This is a genomic window from Pseudomonas sp. KH_046_1, from assembly GCF_057839025.1.
In genome coordinates, this window is sequence record NZ_CM174481.1 from 700,545 (window position 1) to 715,292 (window position 14,748).

The following is a 14,748-nucleotide window of genomic DNA, read 5'->3' on the forward strand; positions in this document are numbered from 1 at the left end:
AGTGTTTTTGTTTTGAATGGGGCGGTGTTTTGTTTTAGTTTGAGGTTGTCGCATGGAGTGGCAAGTTAATTAAATGGAGATTTAAATGAGCGATATAAGTATTCAACCAGTTACTCAAATGGCATTTGATGATGCGATGCAGGATAAGTACTTCGAAGGCATTGCGGCAGAACTGCAAAACGTCGCGCCAGGGCGGCGGACCAAGCGTTCCACCTCGATCCTGGAGACGGCATCGAGTGATTCGTCGGCGCAAGGTGTAGGGACTTCGGTAGTAGGACCCTCGCTGGTGGTCTTCGAACAGGCGCTTTCGGAGGACGACAGGCAGGCTGCGCTGGAGTGCCAGCAGTTTGCCGAAGCAGTGGTCCGGAATCGACTGCCCCAGGGAGCCAGCAACGAAGAACGCTACCGGATGTACAACGAGGCATTGTTGTCGCTGGGCTGGGTGACGCAAAGCTACACCTACAAGAAATACGTCAGCAAACAGCTCACCATCACGATGAATGAAGCGATTTTGCAAGTGCTTGAGACCGTTGTTTCTGGTGGAGCAAGCAGCGTCCTGAACCTGGTGGCATCGGGTTTCAGCAAGCTTAAGGGCGATAAGGACGCACTGAAGATTGTCGATGCCGGCAGCAAGAAAAACGATGTCGTCAGCTTCAAGGCTGTGCCTTGCATTACGACGGCTGACGGCGGCATGTCCATGTTGATGGGTGGCCTGGACTTGGTGGACAAGGAATACAACGGCAACTTCTTATTCGTGACTTACAAGACCCAAGGGGTGCAGATTTTTCAGGGAGCGGGTGTGCGCAATTTTAATCGGCGTGCATTCGAGCGAAAGAAGAATACGATATACGAGTATAACGACAAGTTTGCCGATGGCCTTTTCAAACAATTAACAGGGCAGTGAGGCTGGCTTTTTATCGGTAATGCCGGTTTCAAGCGCTGACTGTGAGTGGTAAATATGTCTGCAACTGTCAATGCCACCGTAGTGGGTGGCTGTCTGTTGTCTTTTACACAAGGTGTGAGTCCGCAAGATCAACAGGATATACAGGACTGTTTGCTGTACGCAGAGTTGGCCGCTAACGAAAAGTATCCGGGCAAGGTCTCGAAGAAAATCTGGTTCGATTATTTTCAAGGGCGATTGCTCAAGGCGGGATACTCGCTCAAGACCATCGTTCCGACCGATCCGATCCTGGTCACGAGTGTCCGTCAATTGCTCAGCGCCAGTTACAGTGTGATGGGTCGCTTGGGCGTGGAGCGCCTAGGCCAGCTCTTCGAGGACACCTTTAAGGCGTTGCGGCTGGATGAGTTTGCCTGGGATTTCTTTCGCAGCAATGTTGCCAATGGCGGCTCGGGTATCCTCAAATGCGCGCCTTGCGAGCGGCTCGCTTCGGGTGAAGTGGTCGTCTGCCTGCTTGGCTTGCGCTACAGCGCGACCGTGATGGAAAGCGACTTTTTCCTGTGGAGTGAGTTCGATCGAGTGCTGGAGATCATTCCCGATGGCGGGGTGTTTGTGTTCGACCGACGGGCGTTTGAAAACTACCGTAAACGGGTTCACGAGAAAATCGAGGCTTATTCGAACAAGGTGTTCGTGCGCAAACTCCAGTCCTGATTGAAAGCTTTGCACGCAATAAAAGACAAGGCCCTGTGATTGACACACAGGGCCTTGTTTTTGGAATTGGGTAAACGTGCTTTAAGGCACCAGATAACCCTTCACCCCGGTGAAGATGATCTGCGCCGCCAGTGCACACACGAACAACCCCATCAAGCGGCTGACGATCTGCAGCCCCTGGTCGCCAAGAATGCGCTCGATACGACCGGACAAAAACAGCACCACGCCCACGGTGAAACTGGCCAGGGCAATGCTGACAATGGCAGTGAGCTTGTCGTCCCAGTGCGGCTGGCTCACGCCCATCACCAGCAAGGCGCCGATGGTGCCGGGGCCGACCGTCAGCGGAATGGTCAGCGGGACGATGGTCACATCCTGCTGCACGTTGTCGGTCTGTACCGCCGATTTACCTTGCGCCATCCCTAGTGCGGAGATGAACAGGACACTGCCGGCGCCGATGCGAAAGGCATCCACGGTAATGCCGAAGACAGTGAAAATCACTCGGCCGAACAAGTACAACAGAACACTGGAGACCAGGGTAGCGACCGCTACTTTCCAGGCCAGCCGTCGTTGTTCCTTGCGCGAATAACCACGGGTCAGACTGATGAAGCAGGACAACACGAAGAATGGGCTGTAGAGCACCAGCATCTTCAGATAAACGCTGAACAACACATGGAGCATGGTGCCGGGCTCACTGGCGAGGGAATTCGAGTGGGAGTCTATCAGGGGTTGCGAAGTCTGTCGGCTCAGGACGTTTGGGTCGTTGTGCGATTCTGCTGGTCACGCTGGGCGACCCAATGCTCGATCAGTTCGCGCAACTGCGACAGTTCCACCGGCTTGGCCATGTGTCCGTCCATGCCGGCCTGGCGCGCACGCTCTTTGTGTTCGGCAAGGATATGGGCGGTCAACGCCACCACAGGGGTGCGAGTCCGCTGGTTGCCGACTTCCCAGGCGCGCAGCTGCTGGGTAGCCGAAAAGCCATCGAGGATGGGCATTTCGCAGTCCATCAGCACCAGGTCGTAGCGTTGGGCCTTCATCGCCTGCAAGGCTTCTTCGCCGTTGCAGGCGGTATCCGGTTGCAGGTTGAGCTTGCTCAGCATGCCGCGGATCACCTTGGTCGAAATGCTGTTGTCTTCGGCCACCAGAATGCGGAAGTCGCAGGGGACCTTGACCGGCAGGGCCGGATCGCTTTGCACTGGGTGGGTGGCGACGAGACCGTTGTTGCGTTGGGTCAGTTCGTCGGCCAGTGTGGTCTTGAGGGTGTAGCCGGCCACCGGTTTGGCGAGGATGCGCTTGATCCCGGAGTTGCGCGCGATGATCTTGCTCGGTGCGTTGCTGATGCCTGTGAGCATGATCAGCAGGATGTCATGGTTCAGGCTCGGGTCTTCCTTGATCTTGGCCGCCAGTTGCATGCCGGTCATGCCGGGCATGTTCTGGTCCAGCAGGACCACATCGAAGTAATCGCGCAAATGAGCCTTGGTGCGCAGCAGTGCGAGTGCCTCCTTGCCGGAAGGCGCGGCGCTGACATTCAGGCCCCAGGCGCTGCATTGCTGCACCAGCACCTTGCGACAGGTTTCATTATCGTCCACCACCAATACCCGCGCACCTTGCAGCGGGCCGTCGAGGTCGGAGGTCGGGTGTTCGAGGCGATCCGGGTCCAGCGGCAGGGTCAGCCACAGGGTGCTGCCCTGGTTGCTGCCACTCTTGATCCCGAATTCCCCCTGCATCAAGCGGATCAGCTGGCGGGCAATCACCAGCCCCAGGTTGCCGCCCAGGTGGGTGGCCGAAAGGAAATGCCGGCTGTGCAGTTCGGCGTGCATCAGGGCGTCGCGTTCTTCGGCGTTCATGGGCTCGCCGCTGTCCTGCACGGCGATACGCAGGCGTGGCTTGGTGTTGCGCTCGTCGAGCGCCACGACGATCAGGATTTCGCCCTCATCGGTTTTTTTCAGGGCGTTTTCAAGCAGGCTCAACAGCGTCTGGCGCAGGCGTGTGGGGTCACCGCTGATCACCCGCGGCACTTGCGGCTGGATGAAGCTGATCAGCTCGACGTTTTGCTGCTCGGCCTTGGCGCGGAAGATGTTCAGGCAGTCTTCGATCAGCGCGTTGAGGTCGAACTGCACATCGTCCAGCTCGATCTGCCCGGACTCGAGTCTGGAGATGTCGAGAATTTCGTTGATCAGTGTCAGCAGCTCGTTGCCCGCGCTGTGGATCGTCTGCACATAGTCGCGTTGCTTGACCGAAAGCGGCGTGCCCAGCAGCAGCTCGGTCATGCCGAGGACACCGTTCATCGGGGTGCGGATTTCATGGCTGATCTTCGCCAGGAACTCTGCCTTGGCGTTGATCTCGGCGTTGCTGGCCGCCAGGTCACGACTGATGCTGAAACGGTCTTCGGTGATGCGGCGCTGGCGCTCGCTCAATGCAATGCTCATCAGCAGGCCGCTGATGCAGATGACCAGCAGCAAGGTGGTGAGCAGGCCATGGGGTTCGATCAGGGTCAGCCCCAACAGCGCCGGCAGGATGACCAGTGTCCCGAGGTTGAACACCACCATGGCCGCCACGAAGAGGCGAGCCGGGCGATAACCTTTTTGCCAGTGGTAGGCGCTGATGAACAGCATGGTCAGGCCTGCCAGGGCCACCAGGCCATAGGTAATGAAGTTCAGCGGCAGGGTATTGACGAACAGCAGCATCAGGCCGCAGGCGGTGATGAGCAGGACCTCGCCGAGCAGCAACCGATTCAGCGGATGCGGCCCGAGCGGGGAGAAGAAACGATGGGCAAGCATCAGGCCGCAGGGCGCAGTCATTAACAATGCCAGGTAAGCCCCCGGCGTTTGCAGTGCATGCCAGTCCGGTAGCCAGGGACCGGCGAGGTTCAGCAACAACAGCAGGCTGAGCATCAACAGCCCTTCGCACGTCGCCAACCAGAGGGCACTGTGCGAGCGGGTGTAGGTGTAGCGGATGAGATTGTGCAGGATCAACATGGCGATGCAACCGAACAGCAGGCCATAGATCAGCGTCTGGATCTGGTTGGCAGCCGCGAGGATCGCCGATTGCAGGGTGATATAGGGTCGTAACTGGTGATCGGAGGCCAGCCGCAGGTAAACGTCGAGGGGGTTGTCGCTTTGCGGCAGAGCCAGCATGAAGTCGCTGCTGGGCAATGGTCGCTCGGATTGCGGCTGTTCGTTGCCCGTGCTGGATTGATCGATCAGCTTGTCGCCGTCCAGTACGTACATGTTGAACTGGCGCAGGTCAGGCGCGAACACCCGCAGCAACTGTTCGTGTTTGCCCGGCGCGAGCCTGAATCGCAACCATAACGCGCCATCGGGTTCGGCCGCGGTAATGCGGTCGAGTTCGATGGGGCTGAATTGATTGGTGTAACGTGCGGAACGGATGTCGCTCAGTTGCAGGTCGCCCTGTTCGTCGAGCAATACCGCCCAGCCACTGCCTTGCGTGGCCTGGGCCGGTAGCATGCAGAGCAAGGTCAGCAAAGTGACAGTCAAGCTTATGGCAATCCTGAGCCAGCGCACGGCGAAATCCCTTCGTTAGGTTGATGCCAGAATATAACGATGCGCGACGCCGGAACAGCCAGGCAATAAACCGTGTTCATTGCCTGGCGCGGTGTTTACCTTATTCCTGATTTTCGCCACGCTCGCGGGCAATGGCACGGTAGCCAATGTCCTTGCGATAGAAACAGCCTTCCCAGTCAATCGATGCCGCCAGTTTGTAAGCCTGCTGCTGTGCAGCGTCGACGCTGGCGCCCATGGCCGTGGCGCAAAGCACCCGACCACCGGCCGTTACGACTTGACCGTCCTTGAGCGCAGTACCGGCGTGGAAGACTTTGCCTTCCAGTGCTGCTGCTGCATCCAGGCCATTGATGGCCACGCCTTTGGCGTAGTCACCAGGATAGCCGCCTGCGGCCAGCACGATACCGACGCTCGGACGTGGATCCCATTGCGCTTCTACTTTATCCAGCGCCTGCGCAAGGGCGGCTTCGACCAACAGCACCAGGCTCGACTGCAGGCGCAGCATCACCGGTTGGGTCTCAGGGTCGCCGAAGCGGCAGTTGAATTCGATGACTTTAGGGTTACCAGCCTTGTCGATCATCAGGCCGGCGTACAGGAAACCAGTGTAGACGTTGCCTTCCTCGGCCATGCCGCGCACGGTCGGCCAGATCACCAGGTCCATGACGCGCTTGTGCACCTCGGCGGTGACCACTGGCGCCGGGGAGTAAGCACCCATGCCGCCGGTGTTTGGACCGGTGTCGCCGTCGCCGACGCGTTTGTGATCCTGGCTGGTGGCCATCGGCAACACGTTCTTGCCGTCGACCATGACGATGAAGCTGGCTTCTTCGCCGTCGAGGAACTCTTCGATGACCACGCGCGAACCCGCATCGCCGAAGGCATTGCCCGCCAGCATGTCGCGCACGGCGTCTTCGGCTTCGGCCAGGGTCATGGCGACGATCACGCCTTTACCAGCGGCCAGGCCGTCGGCCTTGATCACGATCGGAGCGCCTTTTTCACGCAGGTAAGCCAGGGCCGGCTCGATTTCGGTGAAGTTCTGGTAGTCGGCAGTCGGGATCTTGTGGCGAGCCAGGAAGTCCTTGGTGAAGGCTTTCGAACCTTCCAGCTGTGCGGCGCCAGCGGTCGGACCAAAGCAGTCCAGGCCACGGCTGCGGAACAGATCCACAACACCGGCAACCAGCGGCACTTCAGGGCCAACGATGGTCAGGGAAACGTTTTTCTCGGCAAAGTCTGCCAGTTGCTCAAGCGCCAGTACGTCGATGGCGACGTTCTCGCACTTGGCTTCGATGGCGGTACCGGCGTTGCCCGGAGCCACGAATACCTTCTGCACACGCGGATCCTGAGCCACTTTCCAGGCCAGGGCGTGTTCACGGCCACCGCTGCCAATGATCAAAACATTCATTTCAAAAACCTCGGATGACGCTAATTCTGTTTTAGAACCTAAAGCGCTTTACGCCCTAGGAGGTTGCAATGACGCCGGTAGATGCAAGGCGGAGCCCACCTCGATGAGCGGAGTTGCCTTTTGGCAATGAGCATCATCGAGGTGGGCTCCAACGCAGCAGATGCCGGCGTCAGTGCGACCGTTGCCGTATTAGTGACGGAAGTGGCGCATGCCGGTGAACACCATCGCGATGCCGGCTTCGTCGGCAGCAGCAATCACTTCGGCATCACGCATCGAGCCGCCTGGTTGGATCACGGCAGTCACGCCCGCCTTGGCCGCATTGTCCAGACCGTCGCGGAACGGGAAGAATGCGTCGGAAGCCATCACCGAACCGGCTACCTGCAGGCCCGCGTGCTCAGCCTTGATGGCAGCAATTCGCGCGGAGTTCACGCGGCTCATCTGGCCGGCGCCGACACCGATGGTCTGGCGATTCTTGGCGTAGACGATGGCGTTGGACTTGACGTACTTGGCGACTTTCCAGGCGAAGATCAGGTCGTGGATTTCCTGTTCGGACGGTGCACGCTTGGTCACCACTTTCAGGTCATTGGCGCCGATCATGCCGATGTCGCGGCTCTGTACCAGCAGGCCACCGTTGACGCGCTTGTAGTCCCAGGCCGCCGCGCGGTCAGCCGACCACTCGCCGCAGGCCAGCAGGCGTACGTTGGCTTTGGCGGCGACGATGGCGCGGGCTTCTTCGCTGACCGACGGAGCGATGATCACTTCGACGAACTGACGCTCGACGATGGCCTTGGCGGTCTCGGCGTCCAGTTCACGGTTGAAGGCGATGATGCCGCCGAACGCCGATTCAGTGTCGGTAGCGTAGGCCAGTTCGTAGGCCTGACGGATGCCGCCTTCGGCATCAGGGCTGACAGCCACGCCGCACGGGTTGGCGTGCTTGACGATTACGCAAGCCGGCTTGACGAAGCTCTTCACGCATTCCAGCGCGGCGTCAGTGTCTGCCACGTTGTTGTACGACAGTTCCTTGCCTTGCAGTTGGGTCGCGGTGGCGATGCCGACTTCGGCAGGCTTGGCTTCAACATAGAACGCCGCGCTCTGGTGCGGGTTCTCGCCGTAGCGCATTTCCTGGGCCTTGATGAACTGGCTGTTGAAGGTGCGCGGGAATTCGCTGCGACCGGAGGTCGAGAGGGTTTCGGCTGCCTGGTTCACGGTGCCCATGTAGTTGGCGATCATGCCGTCGTAGGCGGCGGTGTGCTCGAAGGCCTTGAGCATCAGGTCGAAACGCTGGGCGTAGGTCAGGCCACCGGCCTTGAGGCTTTCCAGGACGCTGGCGTAATCGCCGGCGTTGACCACGATGGCCACGTCTTTATGGTTTTTCGCTGCCGAACGAACCATGGTCGGGCCGCCGATGTCGATGTTCTCGATGGCGGTCGGCAGGTCGCAGCCTGGCTTGCTGATGGTGGCTTCGAACGGGTACAGGTTGACCGCTACCAGGTCGATCGGCTTGATGCCGTGCTCGTTCATGATGGCGTCGTCGATACCGCGACGACCGAGGATCCCGCCGTGGATTTTCGGGTGCAGGGTCTTCACCCGGCCGTCCATCATTTCCGCAAAGCCGGTGTAATCAGCGACTTCCACTGCGGCAACGCCGTTGTCCTGCAGCAGCTTGAACGTTCCGCCGGTGGAGAGGATCTCGACGCCCAGGGCTTCAAGCTCCTTGGCGAATTCGAGGATCCCGGTCTTGTCGGAAACGCTGATCAAGGCGCGGCGGATCGGCAGGCGGGTAGTCTGGTCGGTCATCTCAATTTCCATCAAAAGCAAAGGAAGTCAGCAAAAAAGGCGACCGGTTTTACGCGGGCGCCTTTCTGGTTTGATTGAATGCTTACAGCAAATCGTACTGCTTGAGTTTCTTGCGCAGCGTGCCCCGGTTCAGCCCGAGCATCTCGCTGGCCTTGGTCTGGTTGCCCTTGACGTAATTCATCACGCACTCGAGCAGGGGAGCCTCGACTTCGGAGAGCACCAGGTTGTACACATCCGTGACGGCAGCGCCCTCAAGGTGGGCGAAATAATTGTGCAGCGCCTTCTCGACACTCCCGCGAAGGGTCTGGCCTTCTTCGCTTGGCGTATTGAGGTGCTGTTTCAAATTTACGTTGTCGCTCACGGGTGTTGTTCCACTCACTAAAGTCTCGGTCATCATCGTCATGCGGCCACCCACTCTCCGTCCCCTGTCAGGCTCTTGTAACGCTCGGCGAAAAACGCCCGAACGTTGGCGCATTGTGTATCCGTACCATCCAAACGATTGAAGTGGGCGCGAAACTCCCTGGCGCCCGGCAGGGTTGCGAGATACCAGCCCACATGCTTTCGAGCAATGCGCACACCCATGACATCGCCATAGAAGGCGTGCAGGGCGGCCAGATGCTCTAGCAGAATGCGTTCCACCTCGATCAGTTCCAGCGCCGGGAGTTTCTCGCCGGTACGCAGGAAATGGTCGATCTCGCGAAAAATCCATGGCCGCCCCTGGGCAGCCCGGCCAATCAACAGGCCATCGGCACCGGTCGCGTCGATCACGTATCGGGCCTTTTCCGGCGAATCGATATCGCCATTGGCGAAGACCGGAATCGACACCGCCTGCTTGATCGCGGCAATGGTGTCGTACTCGGCTTCACCGGTGTACAGGTCGGCTCGGGTGCGGCCATGCACCGCCAGCGCCGTAATGCCTGCCTGTTCGGCGATCTTCGCCACCGTCAGGCCGTTCTTGTTGTCCCGGTCCCAGCCGGTCCGGATCTTCAGGGTCACCGGCACATCGACCGCAGCCACGACGGCCTGCAGGATCTCGGTGACCAATGCTTCATCCTTCAACAGGGCGGAACCGGCGGCCTTGTTGCAGACCTTCTTCGCCGGACAACCCATGTTGATATCAATAATCTGTGCGCCCAGCTCGACGTTGGCCCGGGCCGCGTCCGCCAGCATCTGCGCATCACCACCGGCGATCTGTACCGAGCGTGGCTCGGGATCGCCTTCGTGGATCATGCGCATGCGCGATTTGCGGGTGTTCCACAAACTCATGTCGCTGGTGACCATTTCCGAGACGACCAGGCCCGCGCCCAAGCGCTTGCACAGCTGACGAAAGGGCTGGTCGGTGACTCCCGCCATGGGGGCGAGAATCAAGCTGTTATGTAATGTGTATGGGCCGATGCGTACCGCCGACATAGGACTTCCCTGTTGTGGGGCCGGATCATGAGAGTTCGAAAAAGGGTTGGCATGATACCCGCTCTCGATGACTGGATAAAGGCTGAATTGAACAAAATCTGAACAGTTATTCTGTTATTACCCGTGGTTTGGTTGGCCAGGGGGCGTCAGAAAACCGACGTTAATCCCGGAACGATGAAGCGTTTCACTCCGGAGAGTGAAAGCTCAAACTGTAGTTCACGGCCTTGGCACCAGGGTCGAGAATGTCCAGGGCAATGTGGATCGGCGTTTGCGGAGGCATTTCCGCCATGCCTTCGAGATCGCCATTGAGGTACTCGCCGGGTTTGAAGCGGCGACTGGCGATCAGGTGGCCATTGAGGTCGGCGAAGCGCAGTTCCAACAGCGGGAAGGGCTGGGAGAAGGGCGCGCGGTTATAGATGATCGCATCGACCACCAGGGCGCCATTGAACTCGGGATGGCTGCGCACCACCAGGTTGCTGCTCTTGATTTTCGCGATGTCGACCTTGGAGGGCACGGTGCAGCCGATTTGCGGGCACAGTTGCTGGAACCACGGGCGATATTGATCCTGTCGCGCCAATTCGTCGAAATGGTAGGCGATGTACTGGCCGGCGAGGGCGCCAGCGGCAATCAGCACCAGCAGCAACCACAACAGCCGCCGCCCCCAGGGCGAGCGGCGTTTTTGCCAGTCCAGTTGCAGCGGATCGTCGGTCAGGTCTTGCAGCATCTCGGCGCGCACGCCCGGTTCGCTGCGTTCGCGTCGCTTGCGCAGCGGTTCGATCGAGGGCAGGTCGTCGTCGATTTCGCTCTCGTCGGCGGCCGACAGGCGTTCGTGGTTCAGCGGTGCATCGAGCGGGTCGTTCAGGCGCAGCTGGGGTGGTTGCTGCTCGTCGTCGAGATCAACCGGTTCCAGGGACAGCGAAGGTTCGGTGCGCGAGGCTTTGCTCGGTTCAGGTGTCGGCTCTGGCGCTTCAAGGCTGTCGAGTGGTTCGTCGACTGGCGCACGATCGGCCGCCGACGCACTGAACAGGCTGTCGGACCACGGCCCCTCGTCGTCCTGCCCGGTGCTATCGCGACGGGCACTCAGCGAGTCGTCGCGATGGCGGCCGAACTCGGTGGTCGGCTGGATTTCCCGCTGTTCGAGCCGGGCGAGCTCTTCGTCGAGGTCGAGACTGTCCAGGTCCAGTTCGGTCGCGCTCCATTGCTTTTGGCTGATGGCGCGCGGCGGCGTTGGATCGAGGGGCTCCGCAGGCTGCACAGGCGGGAGCGGCGTCGCGACCGGTGATTCCTTGCCGGCCTGCTCAAGCAACTGCCTGGCGGCATTGAACACCTGCAGGCAGGAGCCGCAACGAACCACCCCGCGCGCCACGCTCAACTGGGCATGGCTGACGCGGAAGCTGGTTTGGCAATGCGGGCACTGAGTGACGAAGCTATCGGTCATGCGGCGATCCGGATTATGCAGGCGCTCATTCTAGCGCCGACGGCCAGTGATGCGCACCCAGCCATCGCGATTGGCGATCGGGTCCAGATCGAAGTCTTTGGCATAGGCCGCAGCGACTTCATCGCCTTGCTCGGCGAGGATGCCCGACAGCGCCAGGCGCCCGCCCGACTTGACCAGGCCTGACAACTGCGGCGCCAGGGAAACCAGCGGACCAGCGAGAATGTTGGCCACCAGTACGTCGGCCTGCACCTGCGGCAGGTCTTGCGGCAGGTACAGCGGGAACAGGTGTTCGGCAATGTTGTTACGCCCGGCATTGTCGCGCGAGGCTTCCAGTGCCTGCACGTCGATGTCGGTGCCGACCGCTTCTTTCGCGCCCAGCAGCAGGGCGGCAATCGCCAGAATCCCCGAGCCGCAGCCAAAGTCCAGCACGTTGCAGTCCTTCAGGTCCTGGCCGTCGAGCCATTCCAGGCACAGCGCGGTAGTCGGGTGGGTGCCGGTGCCGAACGCCAGGCCCGGGTCTAGCAGCAGATTCACTGCGTCAGGTTCCGGCGCGGCGTGCCAGCTCGGCACGATCCACAGGCGCTGGCCGAAGCGCATTGGCTGGAAATTGTCCATCCAGCTGCGTTCCCAGTCCTGGTCTTCGATCACTTCGCTGTGGTGTTCAGGCAGCGGGCTGCCGGTCAGCAGCTCCAGATGGGCCAGTACCGGGCCTGGCTCGGTGCCACCTTCGAACAGGGCCAGCAGGTGCGTGTGAGACCACAGTGGCGTGGTGTTGAGTTCCGGCTCGAAGATCGGCTGATCTTCGGCGTCCATGAAGGTCACCGACACGGCGCCCACTTCAAGGAAAGCGTCTTCATAGGTTTCGGCTTGTTCTGGGCTGATGGCGAGACGTACTTGCAGCCAAGGCATGGCGGGCACCTTTGAAAAATATTGATTGCAGCCTAGCGGGCTGCGAGAAGGGCGCAAGTTTACGCGAGAGAGCGGGTTTTGTGGGAGTGGGTTGACCTGGGGCTGTCGCGACTTCCGGTTAAGCCCGAAACCCTGTGGGAGCGAGCTTGCTCGCGATGGGGCCGGTACATCCAGTATCGGCGTTGACTGATACACCGCTATCGCGAGCAAGCTCGCTCCCACAGGGTCGGTGTTCAGTTGGATGAAATGTCCAGATACAACAAAGCCGCCCGAAGGCGGCTTTGTCGATCGGGTCGAAGCTTAGTGCTTCTCGCCAGCCAGCTTGTGCTCGAGGTAGTGAATGTTCACGCCCCCTTTGCAGAAGCCTTCGTCGCGGGTCAGGTCGCGGTGCAGCGGGATGTTGGTCTTGATCCCGTCGACCACGATTTCGTCCAGCGCATTGCGCATGCGCGCCATGGCTTCGTCGCGGGTTGCCCCGTAAGTGATCAGCTTGCCGATCAACGAATCGTAGTTCGGCGGAACGGCATAACCACTGTACAGGTGCGAGTCAACGCGAACGCCGTTGCCGCCTGGGGCGTGGAAATGCTTGACCGTGCCCGGGCTCGGCATGAAGGTTTTCGGGTCTTCGGCGTTGATCCGGCATTCCAGCGCGTGACCGCGGATGACCACGTCATCCTGGGTGAACGACAGCTTGTTGCCGGCGGCGATGCTGAGCATCTCCTTGACGATGTCGATGCCGGTGACCATTTCAGAAACCGGGTGCTCTACCTGGACACGAGTGTTCATCTCGATGAAGTAGAAGCGACCGTTCTCGTACAGGAACTCGAAAGTGCCTGCGCCACGGTAACCGATGTCGATGCACGCCTTGACGCAGCGGGCGAGGACTTCCTCACGTGCGTTCTCGTCGATGCCCGGTGCCGGCGCTTCTTCGAGAACCTTCTGGTGGCGGCGTTGCAGCGAGCAGTCGCGGTCGCCCAGATGGATAGCGTGGCCCTGGCCATCGGAAAGCACCTGGACTTCCACGTGACGTGGGTTGGTCAGGAATTTTTCCAGGTAGACCATCGGGTTGCCGAACGCAGCGCCCGCTTCGGTACGGGTCAGTTTCGCGAAGGAGATCAGGTCTTCTTCTTTATGCACAACGCGCATGCCGCGACCACCGCCGCCGCCAGCGGCCTTGATGATCACCGGGTAACCAACTTCGCGACCAATGCGCAGAGCGGTTTCTTCGTCTTCCGGCAGCGGGCCGTCAGAACCCGGAACAGTCGGTACGCCGGCAGCGATCATGGCGTGCTTGGCCGATACCTTGTCGCCCATCAGGCGAATGGTTTCGGCTTTCGGGCCAATGAACGCGAAGCCGGAGTTCTCGACCTGTTCGGCGAAGTCGGCGTTTTCCGCAAGGAAGCCGTAGCCCGGGTGAATGGCGGTGGCGCCAGTCACTTCGGCCGCGGCAATGATTGCCGGAATGTGCAGGTAGGAGTGGGCGGCCGATGCCGGACCGATGCAGACGGATTCGTCTGCCAGGCCCAGGTGCATCAGTTCCTTGTCAGCCTTGGAGTAAACGGCGACGGTCTTGATGCCCATTTCTTTGCAGGCGCGCAGGATCCGCAGGGCGATCTCACCGCGGTTGGCGATCAGAACTTTTTCCAACTTCGCAGTCATCAAAGGCTCTCCGCGGTTCAAACGATGGTGAACAGCGGTTGGTCGTACTCAACCGGCTGGCCGTCTTCGACGAGGATGGATTCGATCACACCGCTGGTTTCAGCTTCGATGTGGTTCATCATCTTCATGGCTTCAACGATGCACAGGGTGTCGCCTTTCTTCACGGTCTGGCCGACTTCCACGAAGGACGGCGAGGTTGGCGAAGACTTGCGATAGAAAGTACCGACCATCGGCGAACGGGCAACGGTGCCGTTCAGTGCTGGAGCGGCGGCAGCAACAGGTGCGGCAGCGGCAGCCGGAGCGGCGGCAGCGACAGGCGCGGGGGCTGGAGCATGCATTGGAGCTGGCGCGTAGTACTGCTGAGCCGGGGTCTTGCTATGACGGCTGATGCGTACGGACTCTTCGCCTTCCTTGATCTCGAGCTCGTCGATGCCGGACTCTTCCAGCAATTCGATCAGTTTCTTAACTTTACGGATATCCATGAATCATCAACTCCCAAGGGTCGGTCAGGGGCGGTTAACTTGTTGTTCAAGCTGTTCCAGGGCGGCCTCCAGGGCCAGTCGATAACCGCTGGCGCCAAGGCCGCAGATCACTCCCACCGCTACGTCGGAGAAGTAAGAGTGATGGCGGAAAGGTTCGCGTTTGTGCACGTTAGACAAATGCACTTCGATGAATGGGATGCTCACCGCCAGCAGCGCGTCACGTAATGCGACACTTGTATGTGTAAAAGCTGCTGGGTTGATCAGAATGAAGTCCACGCCTTCACTGCGGGCAGCGTGGATGCGGTCGATCAATTCGTACTCGGCGTTGCTTTGCAGGTGCAGCAAATGGTGACCGGCTTCGCGGGCACGGCGTTCCAGGTCCTGGTTGATCTGCGCCAGCGTCGTGGAGCCGTAAGTGCCCGGTTCGCGGGTGCCGAGCAAATTCAGGTTGGGTCCGTGCAGAACGAGTAGCGTCGCCATCGGCGGTTCCTATGTTATCTGTGAGCAATTGTCAGAACCCGGCGACT

13 protein-coding genes are annotated in these 14,748 nt (G+C 60.0%); 2 read left to right on the forward strand and 11 right to left on the reverse strand.

Annotated elements, in window-relative coordinates:
• Positions 1 to 85 precede the first annotated feature (85 nt).
• Both AC3IT9_RS03095 and AC3IT9_RS03100 read left to right on the forward strand, forming a co-directional pair.
• Entirely contained in the window at positions 86 to 904 is an 819-nt protein-coding gene (locus AC3IT9_RS03095; RefSeq protein ID WP_489272008.1) for a hypothetical protein, read from the forward strand.
• Between the two features lie 165 nt (positions 905 to 1,069).
• Positions 1,070 to 1,609 carry a hypothetical protein gene (locus tag AC3IT9_RS03100; RefSeq protein ID WP_353742018.1) on the forward strand — a complete coding sequence of 180 codons (540 nt, stop codon included), beginning with the start codon at positions 1,070 to 1,072 and terminating at the stop codon, positions 1,607 to 1,609.
• Positions 1,610 to 1,690: 81 nt separating this feature from the next.
• Here AC3IT9_RS03100 and AC3IT9_RS03105 read toward each other — a convergent pair whose 3' ends face one another.
• The 11 genes from AC3IT9_RS03105 to aroQ form a co-directional block, all read right to left on the reverse strand.
• On the reverse strand, positions 1,691 to 2,287 hold the full coding sequence (locus tag AC3IT9_RS03105; RefSeq protein ID WP_150755873.1) for a MarC family protein: 597 nt from the start codon (positions 2,285 to 2,287) through the stop codon (positions 1,691 to 1,693).
• 65 nt (positions 2,288 to 2,352) lie between these two features.
• On the reverse strand, positions 2,353 to 5,130 hold the full coding sequence (locus tag AC3IT9_RS03110; RefSeq protein ID WP_150727811.1) for a hybrid sensor histidine kinase/response regulator: 2,778 nt from the start codon (positions 5,128 to 5,130) through the stop codon (positions 2,353 to 2,355).
• A 100-nt stretch (positions 5,131 to 5,230) separates the two neighbouring features.
• Positions 5,231 to 6,526, reverse strand: coding sequence for a phosphoribosylamine--glycine ligase (gene purD, locus AC3IT9_RS03115; RefSeq protein ID WP_095944207.1), 1,296 nt, complete (start codon positions 6,524 to 6,526; stop codon positions 5,231 to 5,233).
• A gap of 189 nt (positions 6,527 to 6,715) precedes the next feature.
• A complete protein-coding gene (gene purH / locus AC3IT9_RS03120; RefSeq protein ID WP_489272010.1) occupies positions 6,716 to 8,323 on the reverse strand; it encodes a bifunctional phosphoribosylaminoimidazolecarboxamide formyltransferase/IMP cyclohydrolase in 1,608 nt (535 codons plus the stop codon).
• An 82-nt stretch (positions 8,324 to 8,405) separates the two neighbouring features.
• Positions 8,406 to 8,726 (reverse strand): DNA-binding transcriptional regulator Fis, encoded by a 321-nt coding sequence (fis, locus tag AC3IT9_RS03125; protein ID WP_015093301.1) that lies wholly within the window; start codon positions 8,724 to 8,726, stop codon positions 8,406 to 8,408.
• Entirely contained in the window at positions 8,723 to 9,733 is a 1,011-nt protein-coding gene (gene dusB, locus AC3IT9_RS03130; protein WP_489272011.1) for a tRNA dihydrouridine synthase DusB, read from the reverse strand. Before dusB ends, fis begins: the two co-directional genes overlap by 4 nt.
• A 184-nt stretch (positions 9,734 to 9,917) precedes the next feature.
• Positions 9,918 to 11,171 (reverse strand): DUF3426 domain-containing protein, encoded by a 1,254-nt coding sequence (locus AC3IT9_RS03135; RefSeq protein WP_489272013.1) that lies wholly within the window; start codon positions 11,169 to 11,171, stop codon positions 9,918 to 9,920.
• A 30-nt stretch (positions 11,172 to 11,201) separates the two neighbouring features.
• Complete coding sequence (gene prmA, locus AC3IT9_RS03140) at positions 11,202 to 12,080, reverse strand: 50S ribosomal protein L11 methyltransferase (protein WP_150727807.1); 879 nt, start codon at positions 12,078 to 12,080, stop codon at positions 11,202 to 11,204.
• Positions 12,081 to 12,380: 300 nt separating this feature from the next.
• The gene (gene accC, locus AC3IT9_RS03145; RefSeq protein WP_150727806.1) at positions 12,381 to 13,739 is read right to left on the reverse strand and encodes an acetyl-CoA carboxylase biotin carboxylase subunit; all 1,359 of its coding nucleotides are present in this window, start codon (positions 13,737 to 13,739) and stop codon (positions 12,381 to 12,383) included.
• Positions 13,740 to 13,756: 17 nt separating this feature from the next.
• Positions 13,757 to 14,221, reverse strand: a complete 465-nt coding sequence (gene accB, locus AC3IT9_RS03150) for an acetyl-CoA carboxylase biotin carboxyl carrier protein (protein ID WP_150727805.1) — start codon at positions 14,219 to 14,221, stop codon at positions 13,757 to 13,759.
• Positions 14,222 to 14,245: 24 nt separating this feature from the next.
• Positions 14,246 to 14,701 carry a type II 3-dehydroquinate dehydratase gene (gene aroQ, locus AC3IT9_RS03155; RefSeq protein WP_150727804.1) on the reverse strand — a complete coding sequence of 152 codons (456 nt, stop codon included), beginning with the start codon at positions 14,699 to 14,701 and terminating at the stop codon, positions 14,246 to 14,248.
• Positions 14,702 to 14,748 lie beyond the last annotated feature (47 nt).

Excerpts from the sequence above, each read along its gene's own strand:
- AC3IT9_RS03095 (WP_489272008.1), top strand. The coding sequence starts at position 86 with ATGAGCGATATAAGTATTCAACCAGTTACTCAAATGGCATTTGATGAT.
- AC3IT9_RS03105 (WP_150755873.1), bottom strand. The coding sequence starts at position 2,287 with ATGCTCCATGTGTTGTTCAGCGTTTATCTGAAGATGCTGGTGCTCTAC.
- purD (WP_095944207.1), bottom strand. The coding sequence starts at position 6,526 with ATGAATGTTTTGATCATTGGCAGCGGTGGCCGTGAACACGCCCTGGCC.
- purH (WP_489272010.1), bottom strand. The coding sequence starts at position 8,323 with ATGACCGACCAGACTACCCGCCTGCCGATCCGCCGCGCCTTGATCAGC.
- fis (WP_015093301.1), bottom strand. The coding sequence starts at position 8,726 with ATGACGATGATGACCGAGACTTTAGTGAGTGGAACAACACCCGTGAGC.
- dusB (WP_489272011.1), bottom strand. The coding sequence starts at position 9,733 with ATGTCGGCGGTACGCATCGGCCCATACACATTACATAACAGCTTGATT.
- AC3IT9_RS03135 (WP_489272013.1), bottom strand. The coding sequence starts at position 11,171 with ATGACCGATAGCTTCGTCACTCAGTGCCCGCATTGCCAAACCAGCTTC.
- prmA (WP_150727807.1), bottom strand. The coding sequence starts at position 12,080 with ATGCCTTGGCTGCAAGTACGTCTCGCCATCAGCCCAGAACAAGCCGAA.
- accC (WP_150727806.1), bottom strand. The coding sequence starts at position 13,739 with ATGACTGCGAAGTTGGAAAAAGTTCTGATCGCCAACCGCGGTGAGATC.
- accB (WP_150727805.1), bottom strand. The coding sequence starts at position 14,221 with ATGGATATCCGTAAAGTTAAGAAACTGATCGAATTGCTGGAAGAGTCC.
- aroQ (WP_150727804.1), bottom strand. The coding sequence starts at position 14,701 with ATGGCGACGCTACTCGTTCTGCACGGACCCAACCTGAATTTGCTCGGC.